A 21,017-nucleotide genomic window follows, 5' to 3' on the forward strand; every position below is an offset into this window, starting at 1 on the left:
GGGGCAGCACCGATGAGTATCGACATGGACCAGTATCGTCAATCTCTTGAGAGCATCGCTCCAGAAATGAACGATGTTTTAGAGAGTCACTTTCATGAAGCCGCACGAGTGATGTCATCGCCTGCCTTACAAGACTATCTTGAGGGTGCACAGAGTTTGGCGAATCTAGGTCGTGGTAAAGAGCTCGTGATCGCGTTTATTGAATGCATGCCACAGGTCGTGAAAGAGTGTGGTGAGGATGTCATGAGTGACTGTATTCATGCAGCCATGAAACTCGCTTCGATGACCTCTGGTGAAGTCATTACTCTGTTATTGCAATCCCTGCCGATTGCTGCAAATCGTCTTGGTGATCCTGAATTGCTGAGAGGGTACCTTACTCTCATCCATCAATTGTCTGCTAAGGCAGCTCGCGGCCTTAGGCCGATGCTGAATCATATGGATGAGCTGCTATCAAAGCTGACGCTTTCAGGACTTCGACGTTGGGCTAACTTTGGGGCGGATGCTTATCGAAGAGATTTTGTTAATCTAGTCAGTTATTTCGAGCTCAAGACCGCTGATAGTCAAAAAATGCTGCAACAAGAGCGCAAGGGTACGCTGTTTATTGATGCGCAACGCAAATTAAATTTTTACTTAAGGGCTTTATGGGGAAGAGATTTTTTTCTTCGTCCCACCTCGGCAGATTACGAAGACTTTAAACCTTACATTGAACATCATGTTATGCATTTGCCAGATGCGGTTGATGATCTCAACCAGGTGGATGGCGTCTCGTTATATCGTGCTCAAGTGGCACACGCTGCTGCTCATATGAGTTATACGACTGACCGAATGGATGCTAGCGGCCTTAGTCAGGCGCAGATGTTCTTTATCGCATTGATCGAAGATGCCAGGGTTGAGTATTGTGCGATGCAAGACTTTCCTGGACTGCGTTCCACTTGGCAAGCGTTACTGTCAATTGAGCCGGAGGGCCGTGAGGAACACCCAACCTTACAGCGGTTGGGTCAGTTTGCATTGATGCTGATGGATGAAACAGTAAGATCAGACGACCCAGAGTTGAATGAATTATCGGCTAAGTTTCATCATGAAATTTCTGCTAAAAAAGACTCTTCTGAAATCAGCTTTCAGTTAGGACTGGCGCTTTTTGCTCTGTTTGATGACCGTAAAGAGGTGCCCAGTCTACGTATTCTGCAGTCCATGCGCACACCTTATCGTGATGATAATCGTTTTGTTTGGGAGTTTGAGCCTTTCAATCTAGCTGAGCATGGTCTGGAGTATATTCCCGCTTCGCAACGACAGGTAAGAAAGTATGTCAGTGCCGTCGAAATGGCGAATGAGGTGGACTGTGAGCTAGCGGGCGATGATGCCCAAGAAGTTTGGGTATGCGCGACAGAGTTCATGCCTTATGAGGATGCAGGTGAAGCGACCGAGTCTTTTAATGACCGCTGGGGTAAAGAGCCTATTTCAGATCCATACCACTATCAGGAGTGGGATTATCAGGTGCAGTTATACCGACCCGATTGGGCAACGGTGTACGAAAAAAGAGCTCAAAAAGGGGATCCAGAAACGATTGATCGGATCTTTCAAGAACATAAGCCGATAGTGCAGAAAATTAAACAGGTTGTTGATCTTCTCTCACCGGATGGCGTTCAAAGAGAGCGAAATATGGAAGATGGTGATGAGATTGATCTGAATGCGGCCATCGATGCGATGATTGCCATCAGAATGGGTGAACAACCCAACCCCAGAATCACAATGCGTAATGTTGTCAAAAATCGCGATCTTGCAGTGACTGTATTGTTGGACCTATCTGAGTCGACGAATGAGACCATGGAGGGATCTGATAAAAGTGTGCTTGAGTTGACGCGTGAAGCAGCGACGCTAGTTTCAAGCGCGATCAATGGCATCGGTGATCCTTTTTCGATACATGGATTCGCTTCTGATGGTCGACACGATGTTCAATACTTTAAATTTAAAGATTTTAATCAGAGCTTTAATGACGAAGCAAAAAGTCGTCTTGCAGGAATGACGGGAGGGCTGTCAACTCGTATGGGAGCAGCCATGCGACATGCTGGAAGTCTTTTGATGAAACAACCTGAACGCCGCAAGCTGCTCCTGTTGGTCACAGATGGGGAACCAGCTGATATCGATGAGCGTGATCCCCAACACCTTAGGCACGATACCAAGAAAGCTGTCGAAGAGCTGTACAGCCAAGGTGTTTTAACCTATTGCTTAACCTTAGACCCCAATGCTGATAGTTATGTTAAACGAATTTTTGGGGCCAATAACTATACGGTGGTCGATAACGTTGATCGTCTGCCAGAAAAGCTACCCAGCTTATTTGCCAGCCTGACCTGTTAGGAGTCGTTATGCAAAAATCAAAAACATACGTCGGCATTCACAATGACCTTTACGGAGGGATGACCGATACCGGAAAAATCATCAGGGATGCTTGGGCTTTTGGTTTGATTCCGGAAACGGAAAGTTGTGAGGGTTGGTTAGTGCAGGGGCTGGAGACACTCTGGCGTCAGGTCAATGATGAGTGGGAGAATTATGGATTTTCTGTCAGTCAGTTGCCAGATGAGATCCGAGTGCGTTACCTACATATTCAAGAACAAGCCATTGTTCATGCAAAATCAAAGGGGTGGGACGCGGATAGAGATTTGATGGCAGATTAACTTTTATTTAGTAAGCCTCGATGTAAAAGCATCGGGGCTTTTTTACGTCGGTTGTTAGTTAAGTGATTTCTTAATCCTAATATAACCTCATTTTAATTGCGCTTACTTAGCACACTGAATACTCTTAGTTAATAGAAAATAAACATAAGAATATAACTGAAGGTATTAAATGGCACTTAAAGCGTTAATTTTTGATGTCGACGGTACATTGGCAGACACCGAAATGGCGCATATGGCTGCTTTCAACTATGCCTTTGAATCAGCGGGCCTCACTTGGTTATGGGATCTAGAGACCTATACAGAGCTACTTGAAGTCTCGGGCGGCAAAGAGCGAATTCGTCACTACTGGAACCAACGGCCTGATCGAGGTGTTCAAGTCAGTGAAGAGCGCATCGACTCAATCATTCCAGAGCTACATGCCACTAAAACCGCTCGTTATGAAGAGATGGTCGCTTGCGGAGAGGTTGCAATGCGCCCTGGTGTTTTAGAGCTAATTAAAGCGGCGAAGTCTGCTGGTTTAAAGCTAGCCATCGCCACAACGACCAGTCCAGCCAATATAGAAGCACTGCTCACTCACGCCATGGGTAATGACTGGCAAGAGACGTTCACCGTTGTCGAAAACGCAGAAACTGCTCCGAATAAAAAACCGGACCCCAGTGTCTACCTTCAAGCGCTGGAGCGTCTTGGTGTCTCTGCGGCAGAGGCAATAGCCATTGAAGATACCAACAATGGGTTGCGAGCGGCTAAAGACGCAGGTTTGGCTACGGTCATAACCCCTAATGAGTTTTCCAAGCACCATGATTTCACTGGGGCTGACCTAATTGTTCCTACATTAAACGATGTGAGTTTAGAGCAGTTGGCTCAACTGATCGCTTAACGATACCGATTTTTAAAAATAATAAGAGGCAACTGATATGCCATTTAGAACCAATAGAACGACCTTAACTCAATACCTAATCGAAGAGCGTCGTCGTTACCCAAGTGCCAGCGGTGATTTTAACGCTTTGATTTTGGATGTGGCGATGGCCTGTAAGCAGATCGCTAAAGCCGTAGCCTATGGTGAATTAGCGGGCCTGCACGGTGAGCACAATGAAGATGCTGGCGGCAGTATCAATGTCCAGGGTGAGGCTCAGAAAAAACTGGATGTGCTCAGTAATGATATTTTCATCAAGACGACAGAGTGGGGCGGGCATCTTCTTGGTATGGCCTCTGAGGAGATGGATGAGGCACTGGACATTCCAGAGGGGAATCCGAAAGGACGCTACCTGATTGTTTTTGATCCACTCGACGGTTCATCGAATATTGATGTGAACGTCTCGGTGGGCAGTATTTTCTCGATTCTTCGTGCACCGGATGATGCAACCACTCCTATTCAGGAGGAGGTGTTTTTACAGCCCGGATCACAACAGGTTGCGGCGGGATACGCGCTTTATGGTCCCTCGACCATGCTGATTCTTACGGTGGGCAACGGAGTGGTTGGTTTCACTCTTGATCCTGCCTTGGGCGAGTTTATGTTGACGCACCCCAGCATCACCATTCCTGAAGATACTCAAGAGTTTGCGATTAACACCTCTAATAGCCGTTTCTGGGAAGCGCCCGTTAAACGTTATGTAGATGAGTGTCTAGCGGGATCGACCGGTCCGCGCGGTAAAGACTTCAACATGCGTTGGATCGCTTCGATGGTAGCGGAGGCGCATCGTATCCTAATGCGTGGCGGTGTATTCATGTACCCACGTGACACTAAAGATCCTAGCAAAGCCGGTAAGTTAAGACTGCTTTATGAGGCGAACCCTGTCGGAATGATTATCGAGCAAGCCGGTGGCCGTGCCAGTACAGGCAGCTACCCCATGCTGGATGTGAAACCGACCGAGCTTCACCAACGCATAGGGTTGGTGTTTGGTTCTAAAAACGAGGTCGAGCGCATCGAGCGTTACCACAACGAACCGATTGAAGAGAAAGGCGAAGATATGCCGCTCTTTGCTGAACGCAGTCTATTCCGCGATTAAGTTACTGGACCTGGAGAAACATTATGTCAGAACGTCACCCAATTATTGCGATTACCGGCTCATCAGGTGCAGGTACTTCAACCGTTACTCGGACATTCTCTAATATCTTTCGCCGTGAAAATGTTAAAGCCGCGATTGTCGAAGGCGATAGTTTCCACCGTTACGATCGTACTGAGATGAAGAAGCAGTTGGCGCAAGCCGATGCAGCGGGCAATAAACATCTCAGCCACTTTGGTCCAGAGAACAACCTATTTGATGAGCTCGAAGGTCTGTTTAAAAGCTACTCTGAAACGGGTACCGGTAAAAAACGCCTCTACCTGCACAACCAAGATGAGGCTGAGCCTTACGGACAAGAGCCAGGCACCTTTACCCCTTGGGAAGAGATCGATAAAGATACCGATATACTTTTCTATGAAGGCCTGCACGGCGCGGTGAAAACTGAACAGAACGATATAGCCCAGTACCCAGATCTACGTATCGGTGTGGTTCCCGTCATCAACCTTGAGTGGACTCAGAAGCTTTGGCGCGATAAGAATCAGCGTGGTTACAGTGCTGAAGCGGTAACGGATACGATTCTGCGTCGCATGCCTGATTACATTAACTACATCTGCCCTCAATTTGAACATACGCATGTGAACTTCCAACGCGTACCGATGGTAGACACTTCTAACCCTTTCATCGCTAGGGACATCCCTTCTGCCGATGAGAGCATGGTGATCATCCGCTTTGCTAATCCTAAGGGGATCGACTTTCAGTATCTCTTGAACATGATTGGCAATAGCTTCATGTCACGTGCCAATACCATTGTTGTCCCTGGTGGCAAGATGGAGCTTGCAATGCAGTTGATCTTCACACCGTTTGTATGGCGCATGATGGAACGTCGTAATCGTGCCTTGGGTCGTGGTTAAGGCCGTCGCTAACTAGGAGCAACAGATGAACAGAACAGCACCGAATGCCGCTATGGCAAATGAGATGGCCAATGCGATTCGCTTTCTAGCGATCGATGCAGTAGAAGCCGCAAAATCGGGTCACCCTGGTGCACCGATGGGAATGGCAGAAATTGCAGAGGTTCTTTGGAACCGTCACTTGAAACACAGTCCTGCCAATCCACATTGGCCAGACCGTGACCGTTTTGTACTCTCCAATGGTCACGGTTCAATGTTGATCTATGCTCTGCTGCATTTAACGGGCTACGATCTTCCTATCGATGAACTTAAACAGTTCCGTCAACTGCACTCTAAGACACCAGGACACCCTGAGGTGGGCATTACAGCGGGTGTGGAGACTACGACGGGTCCATTAGGTCAGGGTATCTCGAATGCTGTCGGTTTGGCACTTGCCGAGAAGATGTTGGCGGCAGAGTTTAATGAATCAGGGCACGCCATAGTGGACCATTTCACCTACTGTTTCTTGGGTGATGGTTGCATGATGGAGGGGATCAGTCACGAGGTCTGCTCTCTGGCTGGGACTCTGAGAACGTCTAAGCTCATCGCGATCTACGACGACAACGGTATCTCGATTGATGGCCACGTCGAAGGCTGGTTTGCGGATGATACGCCGGCACGTTTTGAAGCTTATGGTTGGAATGTGATTCGTGATGTAAACGGTCACGATGCGTCAGCTGTCGATGCAGCGATTCGTGCAGCCAAAGCTCAAGCAGTATTAGCTGATGGCAAACCTACATTGATTTGTACTAAAACCGAAATCGGTAAAGGGTCGCCCAATAAGGTCGGTACACACGACGTTCATGGTGCCGCACTGGGTGCCGACGAGGTCGCTGCGACACGCGCTGCACTGAATTGGAATCATGCGCCATTTGAGATTCCTAGTGACGTGAAGAGCGCTTGGGACTGCACTGATTCAGGCAGAGCCGCTGAAGCGGAATGGGATCACCGATTCGCTGAGTATGCTAAGGCATTCCCTGAAAAAGCGGCGGAATTCAAACGTCGTATGACCGGTGAGTTGAGCGACGAGTATCAATCTAATATTGCCGATGTCATGGCTCAGATTGCTGCAGCAGAAGGGGACGTAGCGACTCGTAAAGCGAGTCAAAATGCGCTAGATGCTATCGCACCTCTTGTTCCAGAGTTTTTTGGCGGCAGTGCTGATTTGACCGGTTCGAACCTGACAAACTTCAAAACAGCCACCTATGCGGGTCGAGATACCTGGGGTAACCACCTCTCCTACGGGGTTCGTGAGTTTGGTATGGCTGCGATTATGAACGGTATGGCACTGCATGGTGGCTACCTACCCTATGGCGGTACCTTCCTTACCTTTAGTGATTACTCTCGTAATGCGATTCGAATGGCTGCACTGATGAAACAGCGTGTGGTTCATGTCTTTACTCATGACTCGATTGGTCTGGGTGAAGATGGCCCAACACACCAGAGTATCGAGCACGTTCCAAGCTTACGCATTATTCCTGGACTTGATGTCTGGCGTCCTTGTGATGCCCTTGAAACGGCCACGGCATGGGCGTACTCGGTTGAGCGACAGGATGGTCCCTCTGCTCTAGCGCTATCACGACAGGGGATGCCTAAATTACTTAAAGAGGCCTCTGATGCAGACAAAGTTCGCAAAGGCGGATACATCCTCTCTGATATGGCCAGTCCACAAGCGGTGATCATGGCAACCGGTTCTGAAGTGCAGTTAGCGTTGCAAGCTCAAGAGACATTAGCCGCTGAGGGTATCTCAACTCGCGTTGTCTCAATGCCTTGTACCAATCTGTTTGATCGCCAATCTGAAGATTACCAAGAGCAGACGATTCCATCGGACCTTCCTGCGGTTGCAGTGGAAGCAGCGCATACCGATTTCTGGCGCAAATATGTGGGCAGAAAAGGTGGTGTTGTAGGCATCGACAGCTTTGGTGATTCAGCACCGGCTCCTGTTCTCTATGAGTACTTCGGCATTACTGCTAACGCAGTTGCTGATGCTGTTCGCCAGCGAGTTTAGGGGTAACAGAAATGTATAAAGCGATGTTATTTGATCTTGACGGTACCTTAGTCGAGACGGCGCCGGAGATCTATGATGCCACCAATGCCACCCTAGAAGAGTGTGGTTATGCAAGGGTGACTCAAGAACAGGTCAACTCGTGGATAGGGCACGGCACACGTGCGCTGTTGATTAAAGCCTTGGCGTACATCCACAACCAATCCATTGAAGAGATTGAGTCTGGACCTATTTTGGCAGGCGCACTACCTGTTTTTGATAAGCACTATCAACGCTGCTGCGGTACCACCAGTTACCTCTATCCACATGTTTTAGAGGTGGTTAAAAAGCTGGGGTCTGAAGGGGTCAAGTTGGCAGTGGTCACCAATAAAGAGAGCCGATACACCGATCGTGTGTTAGCGGCTCACGGCTTAACGGAACTCTTCGACATTGTAGTCAGTGGTGACAGTTTTCCCGTTAAGAAGCCTGACCCAACGTCAATTTTAGACTGCCTTGAGCAATGGCAAATCTCAGCAGAGGATGCACTGTTTGTGGGTGACTCCTCGATCGATGCGGCTACGGCGCGTAATGCAGGCATTGATGTTTGGTTGCTTCCTTACGGTTACAACATGGGTGAACCGATTGAATCGGCTAACCCCGATCGCGTCATTCAAGACTTTTCAGAGTTGGTGGTTTAACCCATCAATTCAACAACTTAATCGACTCTTCGGAGGTAAATAATGGCACTTGTATCCCTACGTCAGGTACTTGATCACGCCGCAGAGAATAGCTACGGCGTTCCTGCGTTTAACGTAAACAACCTTGAACAGGTGCAAGCGATCATGCAAGCAGCGCAGGCCACAGACAGTCCTGTGATTCTGCAAACATCTGCTGGCGCTCGCACCTACGCCGGTGAAGCTTATCTTCGCCATCTGATTTTGGCGGCTATCGAGACTCACCCAGATCTTCCGGTTGTCCTGCATCAGGATCACGGTGCATCACCTGCAGTCTGTATGCAGTCGATTCGTTCTGGCTTCTCCAGTGTCATGATGGATGGTTCGTTAATGAGTGATGGTAAAACGCCATCGACTTATGAATACAACGTCGAGGTGACCCGACAAGTCTGTGAAATGGCGCATGTCGTTGGCGTATCGGTTGAGGGTGAGCTAGGGTGTCTGGGTTCGCTAGAGACGGGTGAAGCCGGTGAAGAGGATGGTCAGGGTGCTGAGGGTATTTTGAGCCATGATCAAATGCTGACCGACCCTGATGAAGCTAAAGACTTTGTTGAGAAAACTGGCGTCGATGCCCTAGCAATTGCGATTGGTACCAGCCACGGTGCGTACAAATTTACACGCCCACCGACGGGCGATATTCTCGCAATTGATCGTGTCGCGGCGATTCATAAAGCAATCCCGAACACCCATCTGGTGATGCACGGTAGTTCCAGCGTGCCACAGGAGTGGTTAGCGATCATTCGTGAGTTTGGTGGCGAGTTGAAACCGACCTACGGTGTCCCTGTAGAGGAGATCGTTAAAGGGATTCAAAACGGTGTTCGTAAGGTCAACATTGATACCGACATTCGCTTGGCAATGACCGGTGCTATGCGCCGTATGATGGCCGAGAAGAAGAGCGAGTTTGACCCACGTAAATTCCTAGCCGCAGCCCGCGATGCAGCCTCAGGTATCGTCAAAGATCGTTTCGAAGCCTTCGGCTGTGCCGGACAGGGCAGTAAGATCAAACCGATCTCAATGGATGACATGGCGGGTCGATACTAATCGACCCAAGATCCATTCAAAACGTTGGAGCGGTCTTGAAAAGGCCGCGATATCTCCTAAGATCAAAAGTATTTCTATCCGACTGGCGTCGGCTAGCCTTCTTCTTTGTGTGAGCGGTATTGACGGTGACTGCCCTTCAGCCTGTCATCCGCCGTGAGAATTTAATGCCTATCTGGAAAACACCGAAAAAGCAGATGACAGGCTGAAGCCAGTCACTGTTGCTTTCAGATAAACTCTAATGAATACCAATCGCGGCCTTTACAAGACCGCTCCAACAATTACTCAACGCCAAACGCAACCATCTCAGCCTCTGCACAGAGCGTTTCATTGGCGGATAAGGTCAACTTAACTCGCACTTTACGCCCCTCGATGGATAGCAGCTCGCCATGCAGCTCTAACTCTACGCCCATTGGAGTGGGGGCGATGTATTTAATATTTAATTGCCCTGTAACGTGGCGTTGAATCTTTGCATCTTTTTCGAGTGTTTCATGCTTCTGAAGGTAGCTGAAAGCGGCCGCGGATGCAGTGCCGTGGCAGTCGAGTAGGGAAGCGACCGCGCCGCCGTAGAGGTGTCCAGGAACACCACCACTGTACTGAGGCTCTGGCGTGAAGTGAGCTAGAGTTGTGTCACCTGTTACATAACTTTTCAGGTGCCATCCATCCGCGTTTGATCGACCACAGCCAAAACAGTGGCTATGGCTCTCTGGATAGAGATCTTGAATGGCTTGTTTCATTGAGACTCCTTCTCACATCTTTGAATAGAGAATAGCAATTATCTTATCTAGGTTGATACATACTGATGGATAAGTTGTGCTCTAATAAGCCATCCCCGATGTAAGAGAGGTGTTATGAAGCTTTTCCAATATGATCATTGTCCATTCTGTGTTCGTGCTGACATGGTCGCTAAATACAAACAGGTTAATTTTGAGTCGATTTACCTGCTGAATGACGATGCCGACAGCTGTATTGAGCGTGTTGGCAATAAAATGGTGCCGATATTAGAGATTGATGGCCAATCTATGGGGGAGAGTCTTGATATCGCTCATAAGTTGGATGAGTTAGGCAGTGCTGATCAGGTAATTGTCGAAGGTGGTGATTCTGATCGTTTCACACAACCACTGATGTCAGTTAATCGCGCGATTTTCTCACTGCTTTTTCCTCGCAATGTACAGATCGGTTTGCCTGAGTTTGAAACTCAATCGGCAATTGATTTTTATCGCGTAAACAAGGAAGCAATGATTGAATGCAGTTTTGAGCAAGCTCTGGACAATACAGCTGAACACCAAGCCCTTGTAGAGCAGGTTTTAAATGATTTGCCTAAGCTGATTAAGCCTTCGGATAGAGGTGGGCAGCTTAGCTGGGATGACGTTATGATTTTTCCAATGTTGCGCAACTTAACCGTAATCAAAGATCTTCAGATGCCCACGCAGGTTGTAGATTACATCAATGAAGTAGCAAAACTGACCAATGTTGAGCTCTACACAGACCGAGCCATCTAAGGGAAGAAAAAAGAAGAGAGGGGAAAGGGCTTCACCCTCTCAAAGGGGTGTTTACAACAGCTGGGTTCATAATAGTGTGCAAAGCTGACATTTAGCTGATGGCTAAAATTTTTCACAAGGACGTTAGATGACACAGTTTGCGCGTTACTATCAGCGTTATTCAAAAGCTCGACTTAAAGCACTGATTATCCTCAGTCTAGCGATTCTGCAATTTCCTTTAGCCGTGTCGGCATCTCTGGTCGCACTACCTGCCATTGCTCAAGACCTTCAAGTCAATGCGGTATTGATCAGTTGGATACCAGCCATCTTCCTTCTGGTGAGCTTGATCTCACAACTGCCAGGCGGTCGTCTATCGGATCTAATCGGTCTTAAAAAGGCTTTCCTCATCAGTTGTGGTCTCTTTGCGTTGGGTGGCGCCATGGCGGCTTTTGCACCCAATATTGAAATACTGCTAGCAGGGCGGGTAGTACAGGGGGCTGCCGGGGCTATCCTAGCCAGCGCGGGTATGGCCATGATCTCCCGTATCTACGCAGCAGGTGGACGAGGGGCCGCTTTGGGTTGGATGACATCAGCCGTCTATCTCGGCATGACTGCAGGCCCGCTAATAGGTGGCTGGTTGGTCGATCTGTTTGGCTGGCGATCTGTGTTTATATTGCCGGTACCGATATTGCTAGGGGTCATTTTATCGATTCGACTGTTTATTCCGGGTGAATGGAAAAGCAGTGAAAAGCATAAGATCGACTGGGTCGGTACAGCCATTTTCTCAGCCGCCATTGCAGCTCTCTATTTTGGCAGTACTCGCCTGATTGAACTCAACGGTTGGTTGCTTGCACTCTTAGGAGTAGGTCTGGGTTATCTCTTCATCAAATGGTCTGGCAAACAGGCATTTCCACTGGTGAGAATCGACTTGATGATGAAGAATAAAACCTTCATCAACTCTGCAACCGCGGCCATGTTTATGTACGCCAGCCAGTACGGCATTGTCCTGATTTTGTCACTTTATCTGCAATACAACCGCCAACTGTCGCCAACGGATACTGGGCAGCTGATGATGCTTCAAGCGTTGATGATGACGATCATCGCGCCTCTGGCAGGACGCGTCTCTGATCGAATAGGGCACCGTCTACTGGCGACGGGAGGAAGTTTGTCCATAGCCCTTGGCTTACTGGCGTTAGCGTTGATGAATCACGAGACACCACTTTGGGTGATCGGGCTCTGTATAATGGTGATTGGAACGGGCCATGGCATGTTCTCTACCCCAAACAACTCCGCCGCACTGGCAACACTCCCTGCAGAGCGAATGGGTATAGGCTCAGCCATCCTCAGTCTATCGAGACAGAGTGGCCAGTTGATCGGAATGGCGGTGATTACCCTGTTACTAGGACTCTACTTTGCTGGCGCCGCAATAGGGGAGTCTGATCCACAGCTTCTCGAAAGTGTCACAACCAATGCCCTGATAGTATCGTTGCTAACCGCACTGCTAGCGGCTTGGTTCTCGTGGAGAAAGGTTTAAATTGAAGCAGGTGACAGGCTAAAGCCAGTCACTGGAGCGCTGATCTTCCTACGAACTATGGTGACTGGCTTTCAGCCTGTCACCCGCTGTTGAAATCGATCGGGGTTTCAGCAGAGCTGAATTCCCTCCTACAATTTGACTTCGCGATAAGCCCGCAACGGAGTCCTACTGGAGCTAGCCCTAAGGTCGAAGCGAAATGTCAAAAACATCGCTTCGCCTATTCAGGTTAGCTCGTTCTCAGTCGGACGGGGAACGGGGTGCCAGATTCAAATCTCGTGCCAGTAGTCCCCGTCCGACTGAGAACGAGCACAATGGTTTTTCACGTGTGCCTGGCCACGCTTTATGTTACTGTGCGCGCCTTAATATTTTGAGTGTCCTCATGTCTTTCGAATCTCTTGGCCTTTCGGCTCCTCTTACCCGTGCAATAGCTGAAAAAGGCTATTCAGAAGCGACTCCTATTCAACGTGAAGGCATTCCTGCCGTGATGTCCGGTAAGGACGTTATGGCGGCTGCGCAAACGGGAACGGGTAAAACTGCTAGCTTTATTCTGCCTCTGCTCGAGAGATTGCAATCTGGCCCTAAGGTAAAAAGCAACAATGTTCGTTCATTAGTGCTGACACCGACTCGTGAACTGGCGGCTCAGATCCAAGACAATGCTGAGTTCTATGGCAAATACACCGACCTCAAGAGCAATGTGGTTTTTGGTGGGGTTAAGATCAACCCACAGATGCAAAAGCTTCGCTCTGGCACGGACATATTGATCGCGACACCGGGTCGTCTTTTAGATCTCTACTCGCAGAATGCAGTTCGTTTTGATCAGCTTGAAGTGCTGGTATTAGATGAAGCGGATCGCATGCTCGATATGGGCTTTATTCGTGACATTCGCAAGATCCTTAACCTGCTGCCTAAACAGCGTCAAAACCTAATGTTCTCTGCGACCTTCTCCCCAGAGATCAAAGAGCTGGCTCACGACATCGTCAACAACCCAGTAGAGGTCTCGGTATCACCAGAAAATGCGACCGCTCACACCGTTGAGCAGTGGGTCATTGGGGTTGATAAGAAGAGCAAGACAGCGGCTCTCATCGATTTGATCAAGACTAACAACTGGTTTCAGGTACTGGTCTTCAGCCGAACTAAGCATGGTGCAAACCGTCTAGTCGTTCAGCTGGATAAGGCGGGTATTACTGCAGCGGCTATCCATGGCAATAAGAGTCAGGGTGCTCGCACGCGTGCATTGCAGGCCTTTAAACAGGGCGATATTCAGATCCTTGTAGCTACCGACATTGCGGCACGCGGTATCGATATCAAAGAGCTGCCTCACGTGATTAACTTTGATCTTCCCAACGTGGCAGAAGATTATGTACACCGTATCGGCCGTACCGGTCGTGCCGGCAGTGTGGGTCAGGCGGTATCACTGGTCTCAATTGATGAGTTTGATCAGCTTCGAGCGATCGAGCGCTTGACGCAGAAACTTCTGGAACGTCGCGACTTGAAGGGATTTGCGCCGAACAACCCACTGCCAGAATCTAAGCTACAACCGCCGTTGAAGCCGAAAAAACCTAAAAAGCCAAAGCAGAAAGCGGAGGGTGCATCAGCACAACCAGCACCGCGTCAAAATCAGCCAAGGCGCAATAGACCGGCTGATGGTACACCCAAACGTAAACCTCGCCGTTTTGGTGGCAATCGCAAAAAGCCAGTCAACCGCGATCTGTAATCTGTTTTAATCGACAGGTTATCCGGTCATCCGCTTTGAGAAGTGTTTCGTATCTTATTACATGAAAGAGACACTCTACTACGACGGAAAATGTTCGCTCTGTGTTGCCGAGATGGATAAGTTGGCAGTCATTAAGGGCGAACAGTTAGAACTCCAAGATATCCATGAGTTATCGGATCAACTGACAGAAGAGGAGCGTATTAACATGCTTAAGGTTCTTCATCTGCAGCGTGGTGACCAGTGGGTAACTGGAATCGATGCGAACATAGCCGCTTGGCAGCATACCCGCTGGGGCTGGATTTGGCGCATCCTTGGTTGGCCAATCATCAAGCCCATAGTCAATCTGGCTTATAAGCGCTGGGCACGTTGGCGATACGATCGACTCTATACTAAATAAAGATGCTTGATTAGACTGTCGACATTCTCACACTTTATAGGTCATCAGCGTGTTTATTGAACTTACCGATCTCTTTCTCCTGACTCTAGTCGCTGGTGTTATCTATGTTTGGTACAAAGGCCTAGCCGTTAGAGAGCGCGCACTGAAAGCGGTTGAGAGTTACTGCAACAAGTTGAATCTGCAGTTGTTGGACCAAAACGTATCTCTGCGTGCGCTTTGGTTAAAACGAGATGATAGAGGTCGCTTGGCACCCTGGCGTCGATATCAGTTTGAGTTCACCACGACCGGCGATCAGCGCTACCGTGGCCAAGTGGTTCTGCTTGGCAATCGTCTAGAGAGTATTACCTCAGAGGCTCATAAGTTTGAGGATTAGCCATGTCTAAGCTCAATTTCGATAACAGCTATGCCCGTTTACCCTCTCACTGGTATCAGTCGGTCTCTGTCACTCCGTTAAAGAACACTCATTTAATCAGCTTCAATGCACCACTGGCTCAAGCATTAGGGCTAAATCCCTGTGAATGGGCGCCCAGTCAGCTGGTGGAAACTTTCACCACTGAGCAGGGCCCAGAGGGTGCTGAACCCTTGGCCATGAAATACACTGGACACCAGTTCGGTGTCTATAACCCAGATCTCGGTGATGGGCGTGGTATCTTGCTCGGCGAGCATCTAGACCCTGCTGGCAATCGATGGGATCTCCACCTTAAAGGGGCGGGTAAAACCGCCTATTCGCGCTTTGCTGATGGCAAAGCGGTACTTCGCTCCAGTATTCGTGAGTACCTTGTCAGTGAAGCGATGTTTGGCTTGGGTATTCCCACCACACGTGCGCTGGCTATTTTTGGCAGTGAGGAGTTTACCCTACGAAATGGGGCAGAGCCCTGTGCTCAAGTGCTTAGGGTGACACCCTGTCACATACGTTTTGGCCACTTTGAGTACTTCTACTATTCTGGTCAGCATGAGGACCTGAAACAGCTTGCCGATTACGTGATCGATCGTTACTACCCTGACGCGAAACAGGCCGAAAATCCTTACCTGTTCATGTATCAACAGGTGGTTGAGCGCAGTGCCTACCTGGTTGCACAGTGGCAGAGTTACGGGTTTGTTCATGCCGTCATGAACACCGACAATATGTCGATCATAGGAGAGACCTTTGACTATGGTCCGTTTACCTTTATGGATCGATATGAGCCGGACCACATCGCTAATAAAAACGATGACAGAGGTCGATACGCGTTCAGTAATCAACCGAGCATCATGCAGTGGAATCTTGCGGCCTTAGCTCAGGCGTTAATCCCTCTGATAGATAAATCCGACTTGGAGGCTCAACTCGAGAGATTCTCAACGCTCTATTTTGATGCCTATTACACAAAGCTCTCTCAGCGATTGGCACTACCGAATCCAGGGGTCACCCACAAAGCACTAATTGATGAGATGCTCACGTTGTTAGAAAAACAGCAGGGTGATCTCAATCGTTTTATTCTGGCTTTAACAAATCTAGAAAAGGGCGACGCTTTGGGTGCCGAAGTAGAGAGCCCCGAATCCTATTCAGAGTGGTTAAGCCGATTCTATGCAGTACGTCACTCAGAAGATGAGCAACTAAGATCACGTCTGGATTACGCAAAAACCTTAAACCCTGTCTATATTTTACGTAACTACATGTGTGAAGAGGCGATTCGCGACGCTCACCAAGGTGACTATCAACGCGTGAATCATCTGCTTGCCATGGTTCGTGAACCCACTAAGTACTATGTGCCACTGGCAGACTATGCAGATGCTCCACCGAAGTGGGCAGAGGGAATCTTCTTAACCTGCTCGTCATAGCAACCTAAAGCGCACAGTACTTTCAAAAACGATAGGAGAGTCTGGTGCGCAATTTACTGCTGGCCTTTGATGGTACTTGGCAAAAAACCGATTCGGATTTGAGTGATGGCGATCAAAACAGCCATGTTGTGCGCTTAGTTGAGGCTCTTCACAATTCAGACACAGATATTCCACAACAGGTTCATTATCTCCCCGGCGTTGGTACTTCAGCCTGGCAACAGATTAGAGGAGGCATCTTTGGTTGGGGGCTCTCTGACAAGATAGCCGAAGCCTATCTATGGTTGATGGAGCACTACCAAACGGGCGATCGGGTCTACCTGGTCGGCTACAGTCGTGGGGCGTTTGCAGCGAGAAGCCTGTCAGGTCTTATTGATCGATTGGGTCTGCTTAGATTGGAGCATCTAGAGCAATTCGATTCCTGCTACCAGCTCTACAGACGCGGCACCCGTCGTGAACAAAATCGATTCAAAGCCCAGATCGCCACCCCGATACAGATTGAGGCTATTGCCGTTTGGGATACTGTCGGGTCGTTGGGCATTCCATTAGGTAGCTTTAAACAGTTAAACCGCTATCTTTGGGGCTTTCATGACACACGCTTAGCTTCCAATGTGAAGCGGGGCTTTCAAGCACTGGCCATTGATGAGCATCGTGCTGATTTCATACCGACACTCTGGTCCCCCAAGCTTGAAGAGCATCAGAGTGTTGAGCAGCGGTGGTTTGCCGGATCGCATGGGGATGTTGGCGGAGGGACAGGCTCAACGCTCTCAACCCATTCGTATCAATGGATATGCGAGTCACTGATTCACTCGGGTCTGAAGCTGGATGCTGAGTCTGTGAAGACTCAAACCTCTAACTTTGAACTGCCTCACGACTCCTATGATCTGTTTTTGGGTGGGCTGTATGACTGGTTTAGCGATCGCCATTGGCGTCCAATAGGTACTTGTCAGAATCGCTTTGAGACGATCGATTCGAGTGTGTTTGAGTTAATGAACAACACCAGTTACCGTCCCAAAAATCGAGTAGGGCCCCATCTGACTTCCCCTATCTCTCACCAATTGTGTGAAATTGATCATCTATATCAGTTTCAGGCTTGTTTTCTCGACGGGGAAGAGGGGATACTGAACGCTTCTTAGATTTCAAGGAATGAGTGTGAAAGTTTGGGTTGATGCGGATGCGTGTCCTGTGGTGATTAGAGATATTCTCATCAAGGCAGCACTCAATCGAAAAGTAGAGATGGAGTTCGTTGCAAACCACTTCTATCAGTTACCTAATTCCCCCTATTTAAACTGGCGTCGAGTCCCTCAGGGTGCCGATCAGGCTGATCAAGAGATCGTTGATCGAGTGACCGCTGGTGATCTTGTCATCGCTACAGATCTGCCGTTGGCTAATGATCTGATCGATAAAGGGGCTCGCGTACTTACCCATCGTGGCGAGGCCTTAACGAAAGAGAACATCAAAGCGCGCCTCAATCTGCGTGACTTCTACGAAACCATGCGCGCTAGCGGTATTCAGTCTGGTGGCCAATCGGGTATGAGTCAGGCAGATCGTCGTGAGTTTGCCAACGCGTTGGATCGCGCCTTAACGGCAGCACAGCGTCAAGTGAAGCAAGGAGGCAATGCATGAACTCATTGTTAGAGATGCTGATCTCACTCAATCTGGACCTGGTCGCATTGATCTGGTTTTTGTTCTGTTTTAACGGCTATTTCATCTACGCTAAGCGAGCCAGTTATCGTGTTACCTGTCTGGCTAGCCTAATGCACCTCTATCGTAAGGAGTGGATGCGCGCGGCGCTGGATCGTGAGGTGAGGGTGGCTGATACCACAACGATCACCAATCTTGAGCGCGGTGTCACCTTCTTTGCCAGCACCACCATGCTGATTTTGGCCGGCCTTCTGACCCTGCTCTCTCGCTCTGATATGGCGATCGACCTTCTGTCTGAACTGCCGTTCACAGAGCCGATGACTCGACTGCAATGGGACCTGCGCATCATCGTGCTGATGGTGATGTTTGTATACGCCTTCTTTAAGTTCACCTGGTCTATTCGCCAGTATGGATTTGTCTCGGTCATGATTGGTGGCGGCCCCAACCCCAAAGAGAATGCCGATCCACGGACTCTCGATATGCACGCAGAACGCTCGGCTCGCATGGCCAGTATGGCGGCAAATAACTTTAATGCCGGCCTACGAACCTACTACTTTGCCATCGCAGTACTAGGGTGGATGGTCAATACCTGGCTCTTTATGTTCTTGTGTGCAGTGGTTGTCTGGATTCTCTATCGTCGTGAATTCAGCTCTTCGACGCTAAGAACCTTAATGATGAGTACTGATATCAACGCCAAGGGTTGAAATTAGATCGGCATCCCCCATATCTGATGGAGTGTTAATCAGTAACTTGGGAATTCAGGTCTAAGCTATGACAACCGAAACGAAACAAGAAACTCTTGGCTTTCAAACCGAAGTGAAACAGCTGCTGCAGCTGATGATTCACTCTCTATACTCTAATAAAGAGATCTTCCTACGTGAATTGATCTCCAACGCTTCAGATGCGGCTGAAAAGCTACGCTTTGAAGCCTTGTCTAACGCCGACCTCTACGAAAACGATGGTGAACTGCGTATTCGCGTCTCTGCTGATGAAGAGAACAATACCATTACCATCGAAGATAACGGCATCGGTATGTCGCGCGATGAGGTCATTGAGCACCTAGGTACCATCGCTAAATCAGGTACCGCTAGCTTCCTGCAAAATCTGACCGGCGATGCTGCAAAAGATTCACAACTGATCGGTCAGTTTGGTGTTGGTTTCTACTCTGCATTCATTGTGGCTGATCAGGTTGATCTATACACCCGTCGTGCTGGTTTAGACGCGGCAGAGGGTGTTCACTGGTCCTCTAAGGGTGAAGGCGAGTTCGATATCGCAACCATCGACAAGCCCGAGCGTGGCACGCGTATCGTCATGACTCTGAAAGAGGATGCGAAAGAGTTTGCCAGCGATTGGCGCCTTCGCTCTCTAGTCACCAAATACTCAGATCACATCGCGATGCCTGTGCAGATGGAGAAACAACCCATGCCGGCAGAGGGTGATGAGGAGTCATCAAAGGATGCGCCTGAGATCGAAACGGTTAACAGCGCAACGGCGTTGTGGACTAAGAACAAGTCAGAGGTGACCGAGGAGGAGTACAAAAACTTCTACCAGCATGTCTCTCATGATTTCCAGGAGCCAATTAGCTGGGCCCACAACCGCGTTGAGGGTAACTTAGAGTACACCAGTCTTCTCTACCTACCGTCCAAAGCACCGTATGATCTTTGGAACCGTGAAGCACCTAAAGGGCTTAAGCTCTACATTCAGCGTGTCTTTATCATGGATCAAGCGGATCAGTTCTTGCCGCTCTACCTGCGCTTCATTAAAGGTGTCGTTGATTCGAAAAACCTATCACTAAACGTCTCTCGTGAGATTCTTCAGAAAGATCCAAACGTTGATAAGCTGAAGTCCGCTCTGACTAAGCGAAGCCTCGATATGATCGAGAAGTTCGCTAAGAAGGATGCCGAGAAGTACCTAGAGTTCTGGAAAGAGTTTGGTCAGGTCTTGAAAGAGGGCCCTGCGGAAGATCATGCGAATCGTGAGCGCATTCTTAAGCTAATGCGTTTTGCATCGACCGAGAACAGCAACGGCGATCAGAACGTCAGCCTAGACAGCTACATAGAGCGTATGGGCGAAGATCAAGAGAAGATCTACTACCTAGTCGCCGATAACTACAACGCGGCTAAAGCGAGCCCACATCTAGAGATCTTCCGTAAGAAGGGCATTGAAGTGCTGCTTCTGACTGATCGCATTGATGAGTGGATGATGAGCCACTTGATGGACTACTCAGGCAAGTCGTTCCAAGACGTCACCAAAGGCGAGTTGAAACTGGATGGTGAAGAGTCTGAAGAGAGCAAAAAAGCTCAAGAGGAGCAGAACGAGCAGTACGCATCACTGATTGAACGTCTTGGCGGTGTATTTACCGACCGTGTCGACTCTGTCCGTGTCTCACAGCGTCTAACCGACTCTCCAGCCTGTCTGGTGCTTGGGGATTACGATATGGGTCTACAGATGCGTCGTATCATGGAAGCGGCTGGCCAAGCAGTTCCAGAGACTAAACCCGTCTTTGAGTTCAACGCAGAGCACCCACTGATCGGTAAGCTTGATCAAGAGTCCGATGAAGATCGTTTTGCTGATCTGGCAATGATTCTATTGGATCAAGCTCAACTAGCGACCGGCGGTCAGCTAGAGGATCCAGCAGCTTACACAGCTCGTCTGAACAAACTGCTGTTAGAGTTGAGTGCTTAAACACTCCACTTGAAGCAAAAAGGCCTGACACTGTCAGGCCTTTTTTGTTCGCGGCCTTTCCAAGACCGCTCCAACAAAATTAGGCACAGTTGGAGCGGTCTTGAAAAGGCCGCGATTACTATTTCAGGTGACTGGCCTTCAGCCTGTCATCCGCTGTCAACTTTACTGTTTATCTGGAAAACGCTTAAAGAGTGGATGTCAGGCTAAAGCCAGACACCGGTGCTGAGAGTTGGGTCAGACCAAAGGTCATATATGGTCCGTCCCGCGTTATGCAAGATAAAAGTACCAATGGTTAAGGTGAGCTGCAGTCATATATCCGGCTTTTGATGAAGATCTCTTTCTTCTAGCCCCAATGGATTCTGCATACTT

19 protein-coding genes are annotated in these 21,017 nt (G+C 48.9%); 18 read left to right on the plus strand and 1 reads right to left on the minus strand.

The window, feature by feature from the left end; all coding sequences use genetic code 11:
• The first annotated feature begins 12 nt into the window (after nt 1-12).
• The 8 genes from XMM312_RS09365 to fba all read left to right on the plus strand — a co-directional run bounded on the left by XMM312_RS09365 (nt 13) and on the right by fba (nt 9,381).
• Nucleotides 13-2,355, plus strand: coding sequence for a nitric oxide reductase activation protein NorD (locus XMM312_RS09365; protein ID WP_173484260.1), 2,343 nt, complete (start codon nt 13-15; stop codon nt 2,353-2,355).
• An 8-nt stretch (nt 2,356-2,363) separates the two neighbouring features.
• The gene (locus tag XMM312_RS09370) at nt 2,364-2,672 is read left to right on the plus strand and encodes a hypothetical protein (RefSeq protein WP_173481517.1); all 309 of its coding nucleotides are present in this window, start codon (nt 2,364-2,366) and stop codon (nt 2,670-2,672) included.
• 169 nt (nt 2,673-2,841) lie between these two features.
• The gene (locus XMM312_RS09375; RefSeq protein WP_173489124.1) at nt 2,842-3,549 is read left to right on the plus strand and encodes an HAD-IA family hydrolase; all 708 of its coding nucleotides are present in this window, start codon (nt 2,842-2,844) and stop codon (nt 3,547-3,549) included.
• A gap of 37 nt (nt 3,550-3,586) precedes the next feature.
• On the plus strand, nt 3,587-4,678 hold the full coding sequence (locus XMM312_RS09380; protein WP_173489125.1) for a class 1 fructose-bisphosphatase: 1,092 nt from the start codon (nt 3,587-3,589) through the stop codon (nt 4,676-4,678).
• A gap of 23 nt (nt 4,679-4,701) precedes the next feature.
• On the plus strand, nt 4,702-5,586 hold the full coding sequence (locus tag XMM312_RS09385; protein WP_173481514.1) for a phosphoribulokinase: 885 nt from the start codon (nt 4,702-4,704) through the stop codon (nt 5,584-5,586).
• 25 nt (nt 5,587-5,611) lie between these two features.
• The gene (tkt, locus tag XMM312_RS09390) at nt 5,612-7,630 is read left to right on the plus strand and encodes a transketolase (protein WP_173489126.1); all 2,019 of its coding nucleotides are present in this window, start codon (nt 5,612-5,614) and stop codon (nt 7,628-7,630) included.
• A gap of 11 nt (nt 7,631-7,641) precedes the next feature.
• Nucleotides 7,642-8,304 (plus strand): HAD family hydrolase, encoded by a 663-nt coding sequence (locus tag XMM312_RS09395; RefSeq protein WP_173489127.1) that lies wholly within the window; start codon nt 7,642-7,644, stop codon nt 8,302-8,304.
• A gap of 42 nt (nt 8,305-8,346) precedes the next feature.
• Nucleotides 8,347-9,381, plus strand: a complete 1,035-nt coding sequence (gene fba, locus XMM312_RS09400; protein ID WP_173489128.1) for a class II fructose-bisphosphate aldolase — start codon at nt 8,347-8,349, stop codon at nt 9,379-9,381.
• A 278-nt stretch (nt 9,382-9,659) separates the two neighbouring features.
• On the opposite strand, the gene XMM312_RS09405 is transcribed toward fba, so the two are convergent.
• A complete protein-coding gene (locus XMM312_RS09405) occupies nt 9,660-10,115 on the minus strand; it encodes a PaaI family thioesterase (protein ID WP_173481510.1) in 456 nt (151 codons plus the stop codon).
• Between the two features lie 114 nt (nt 10,116-10,229).
• Here XMM312_RS09405 and grxB point away from each other — a divergent pair, with 114 nt between their 5' ends.
• The 10 genes from grxB (at nt 10,230) to htpG (ending at nt 20,648) form a co-directional block, all read left to right on the plus strand.
• Nucleotides 10,230-10,880 carry a glutaredoxin 2 gene (grxB, locus tag XMM312_RS09410; protein WP_173481509.1) on the plus strand — a complete coding sequence of 217 codons (651 nt, stop codon included), beginning with the start codon at nt 10,230-10,232 and terminating at the stop codon, nt 10,878-10,880.
• 127 nt (nt 10,881-11,007) lie between these two features.
• Nucleotides 11,008-12,393 carry an MFS transporter gene (locus tag XMM312_RS09415; protein WP_173481508.1) on the plus strand — a complete coding sequence of 462 codons (1,386 nt, stop codon included), beginning with the start codon at nt 11,008-11,010 and terminating at the stop codon, nt 12,391-12,393.
• A 379-nt stretch (nt 12,394-12,772) separates the two neighbouring features.
• Complete coding sequence (locus XMM312_RS09420) at nt 12,773-14,107, plus strand: DEAD/DEAH box helicase (protein WP_173481507.1); 1,335 nt, start codon at nt 12,773-12,775, stop codon at nt 14,105-14,107.
• A gap of 61 nt (nt 14,108-14,168) precedes the next feature.
• On the plus strand, nt 14,169-14,504 hold the full coding sequence (locus tag XMM312_RS09425; RefSeq protein ID WP_173484252.1) for a thiol-disulfide oxidoreductase DCC family protein: 336 nt from the start codon (nt 14,169-14,171) through the stop codon (nt 14,502-14,504).
• Between the two features lie 49 nt (nt 14,505-14,553).
• Nucleotides 14,554-14,877, plus strand: coding sequence for a DUF3301 domain-containing protein (locus XMM312_RS09430; protein WP_173484251.1), 324 nt, complete (start codon nt 14,554-14,556; stop codon nt 14,875-14,877).
• A 2-nt stretch (nt 14,878-14,879) separates the two neighbouring features.
• Entirely contained in the window at nt 14,880-16,322 is a 1,443-nt protein-coding gene (locus tag XMM312_RS09435; RefSeq protein WP_173489129.1) for a YdiU family protein, read from the plus strand.
• A gap of 44 nt (nt 16,323-16,366) precedes the next feature.
• Nucleotides 16,367-17,455 carry a DUF2235 domain-containing protein gene (locus tag XMM312_RS09440; RefSeq protein WP_173483133.1) on the plus strand — a complete coding sequence of 363 codons (1,089 nt, stop codon included), beginning with the start codon at nt 16,367-16,369 and terminating at the stop codon, nt 17,453-17,455.
• A gap of 10 nt (nt 17,456-17,465) precedes the next feature.
• Nucleotides 17,466-17,945, plus strand: a complete 480-nt coding sequence (locus XMM312_RS09445; RefSeq protein ID WP_217363657.1) for a YaiI/YqxD family protein — start codon at nt 17,466-17,468, stop codon at nt 17,943-17,945.
• A complete protein-coding gene (locus XMM312_RS09450; protein WP_173481502.1) occupies nt 17,942-18,667 on the plus strand; it encodes a DUF599 domain-containing protein in 726 nt (241 codons plus the stop codon). Before XMM312_RS09445 ends, XMM312_RS09450 begins: the two co-directional genes overlap by 4 nt.
• Nucleotides 18,668-18,734: 67 nt before the next feature.
• The gene (gene htpG / locus XMM312_RS09455) at nt 18,735-20,648 is read left to right on the plus strand and encodes a molecular chaperone HtpG (protein ID WP_173481501.1); all 1,914 of its coding nucleotides are present in this window, start codon (nt 18,735-18,737) and stop codon (nt 20,646-20,648) included.
• Nucleotides 20,649-21,017 lie beyond the last annotated feature (369 nt).

It is taken from the genome of Marinobacterium sp. xm-m-312 (genome assembly GCF_013283295.1).
GTDB lineage: Bacteria > Pseudomonadota > Gammaproteobacteria > Pseudomonadales > Balneatricaceae > Marinobacterium_E.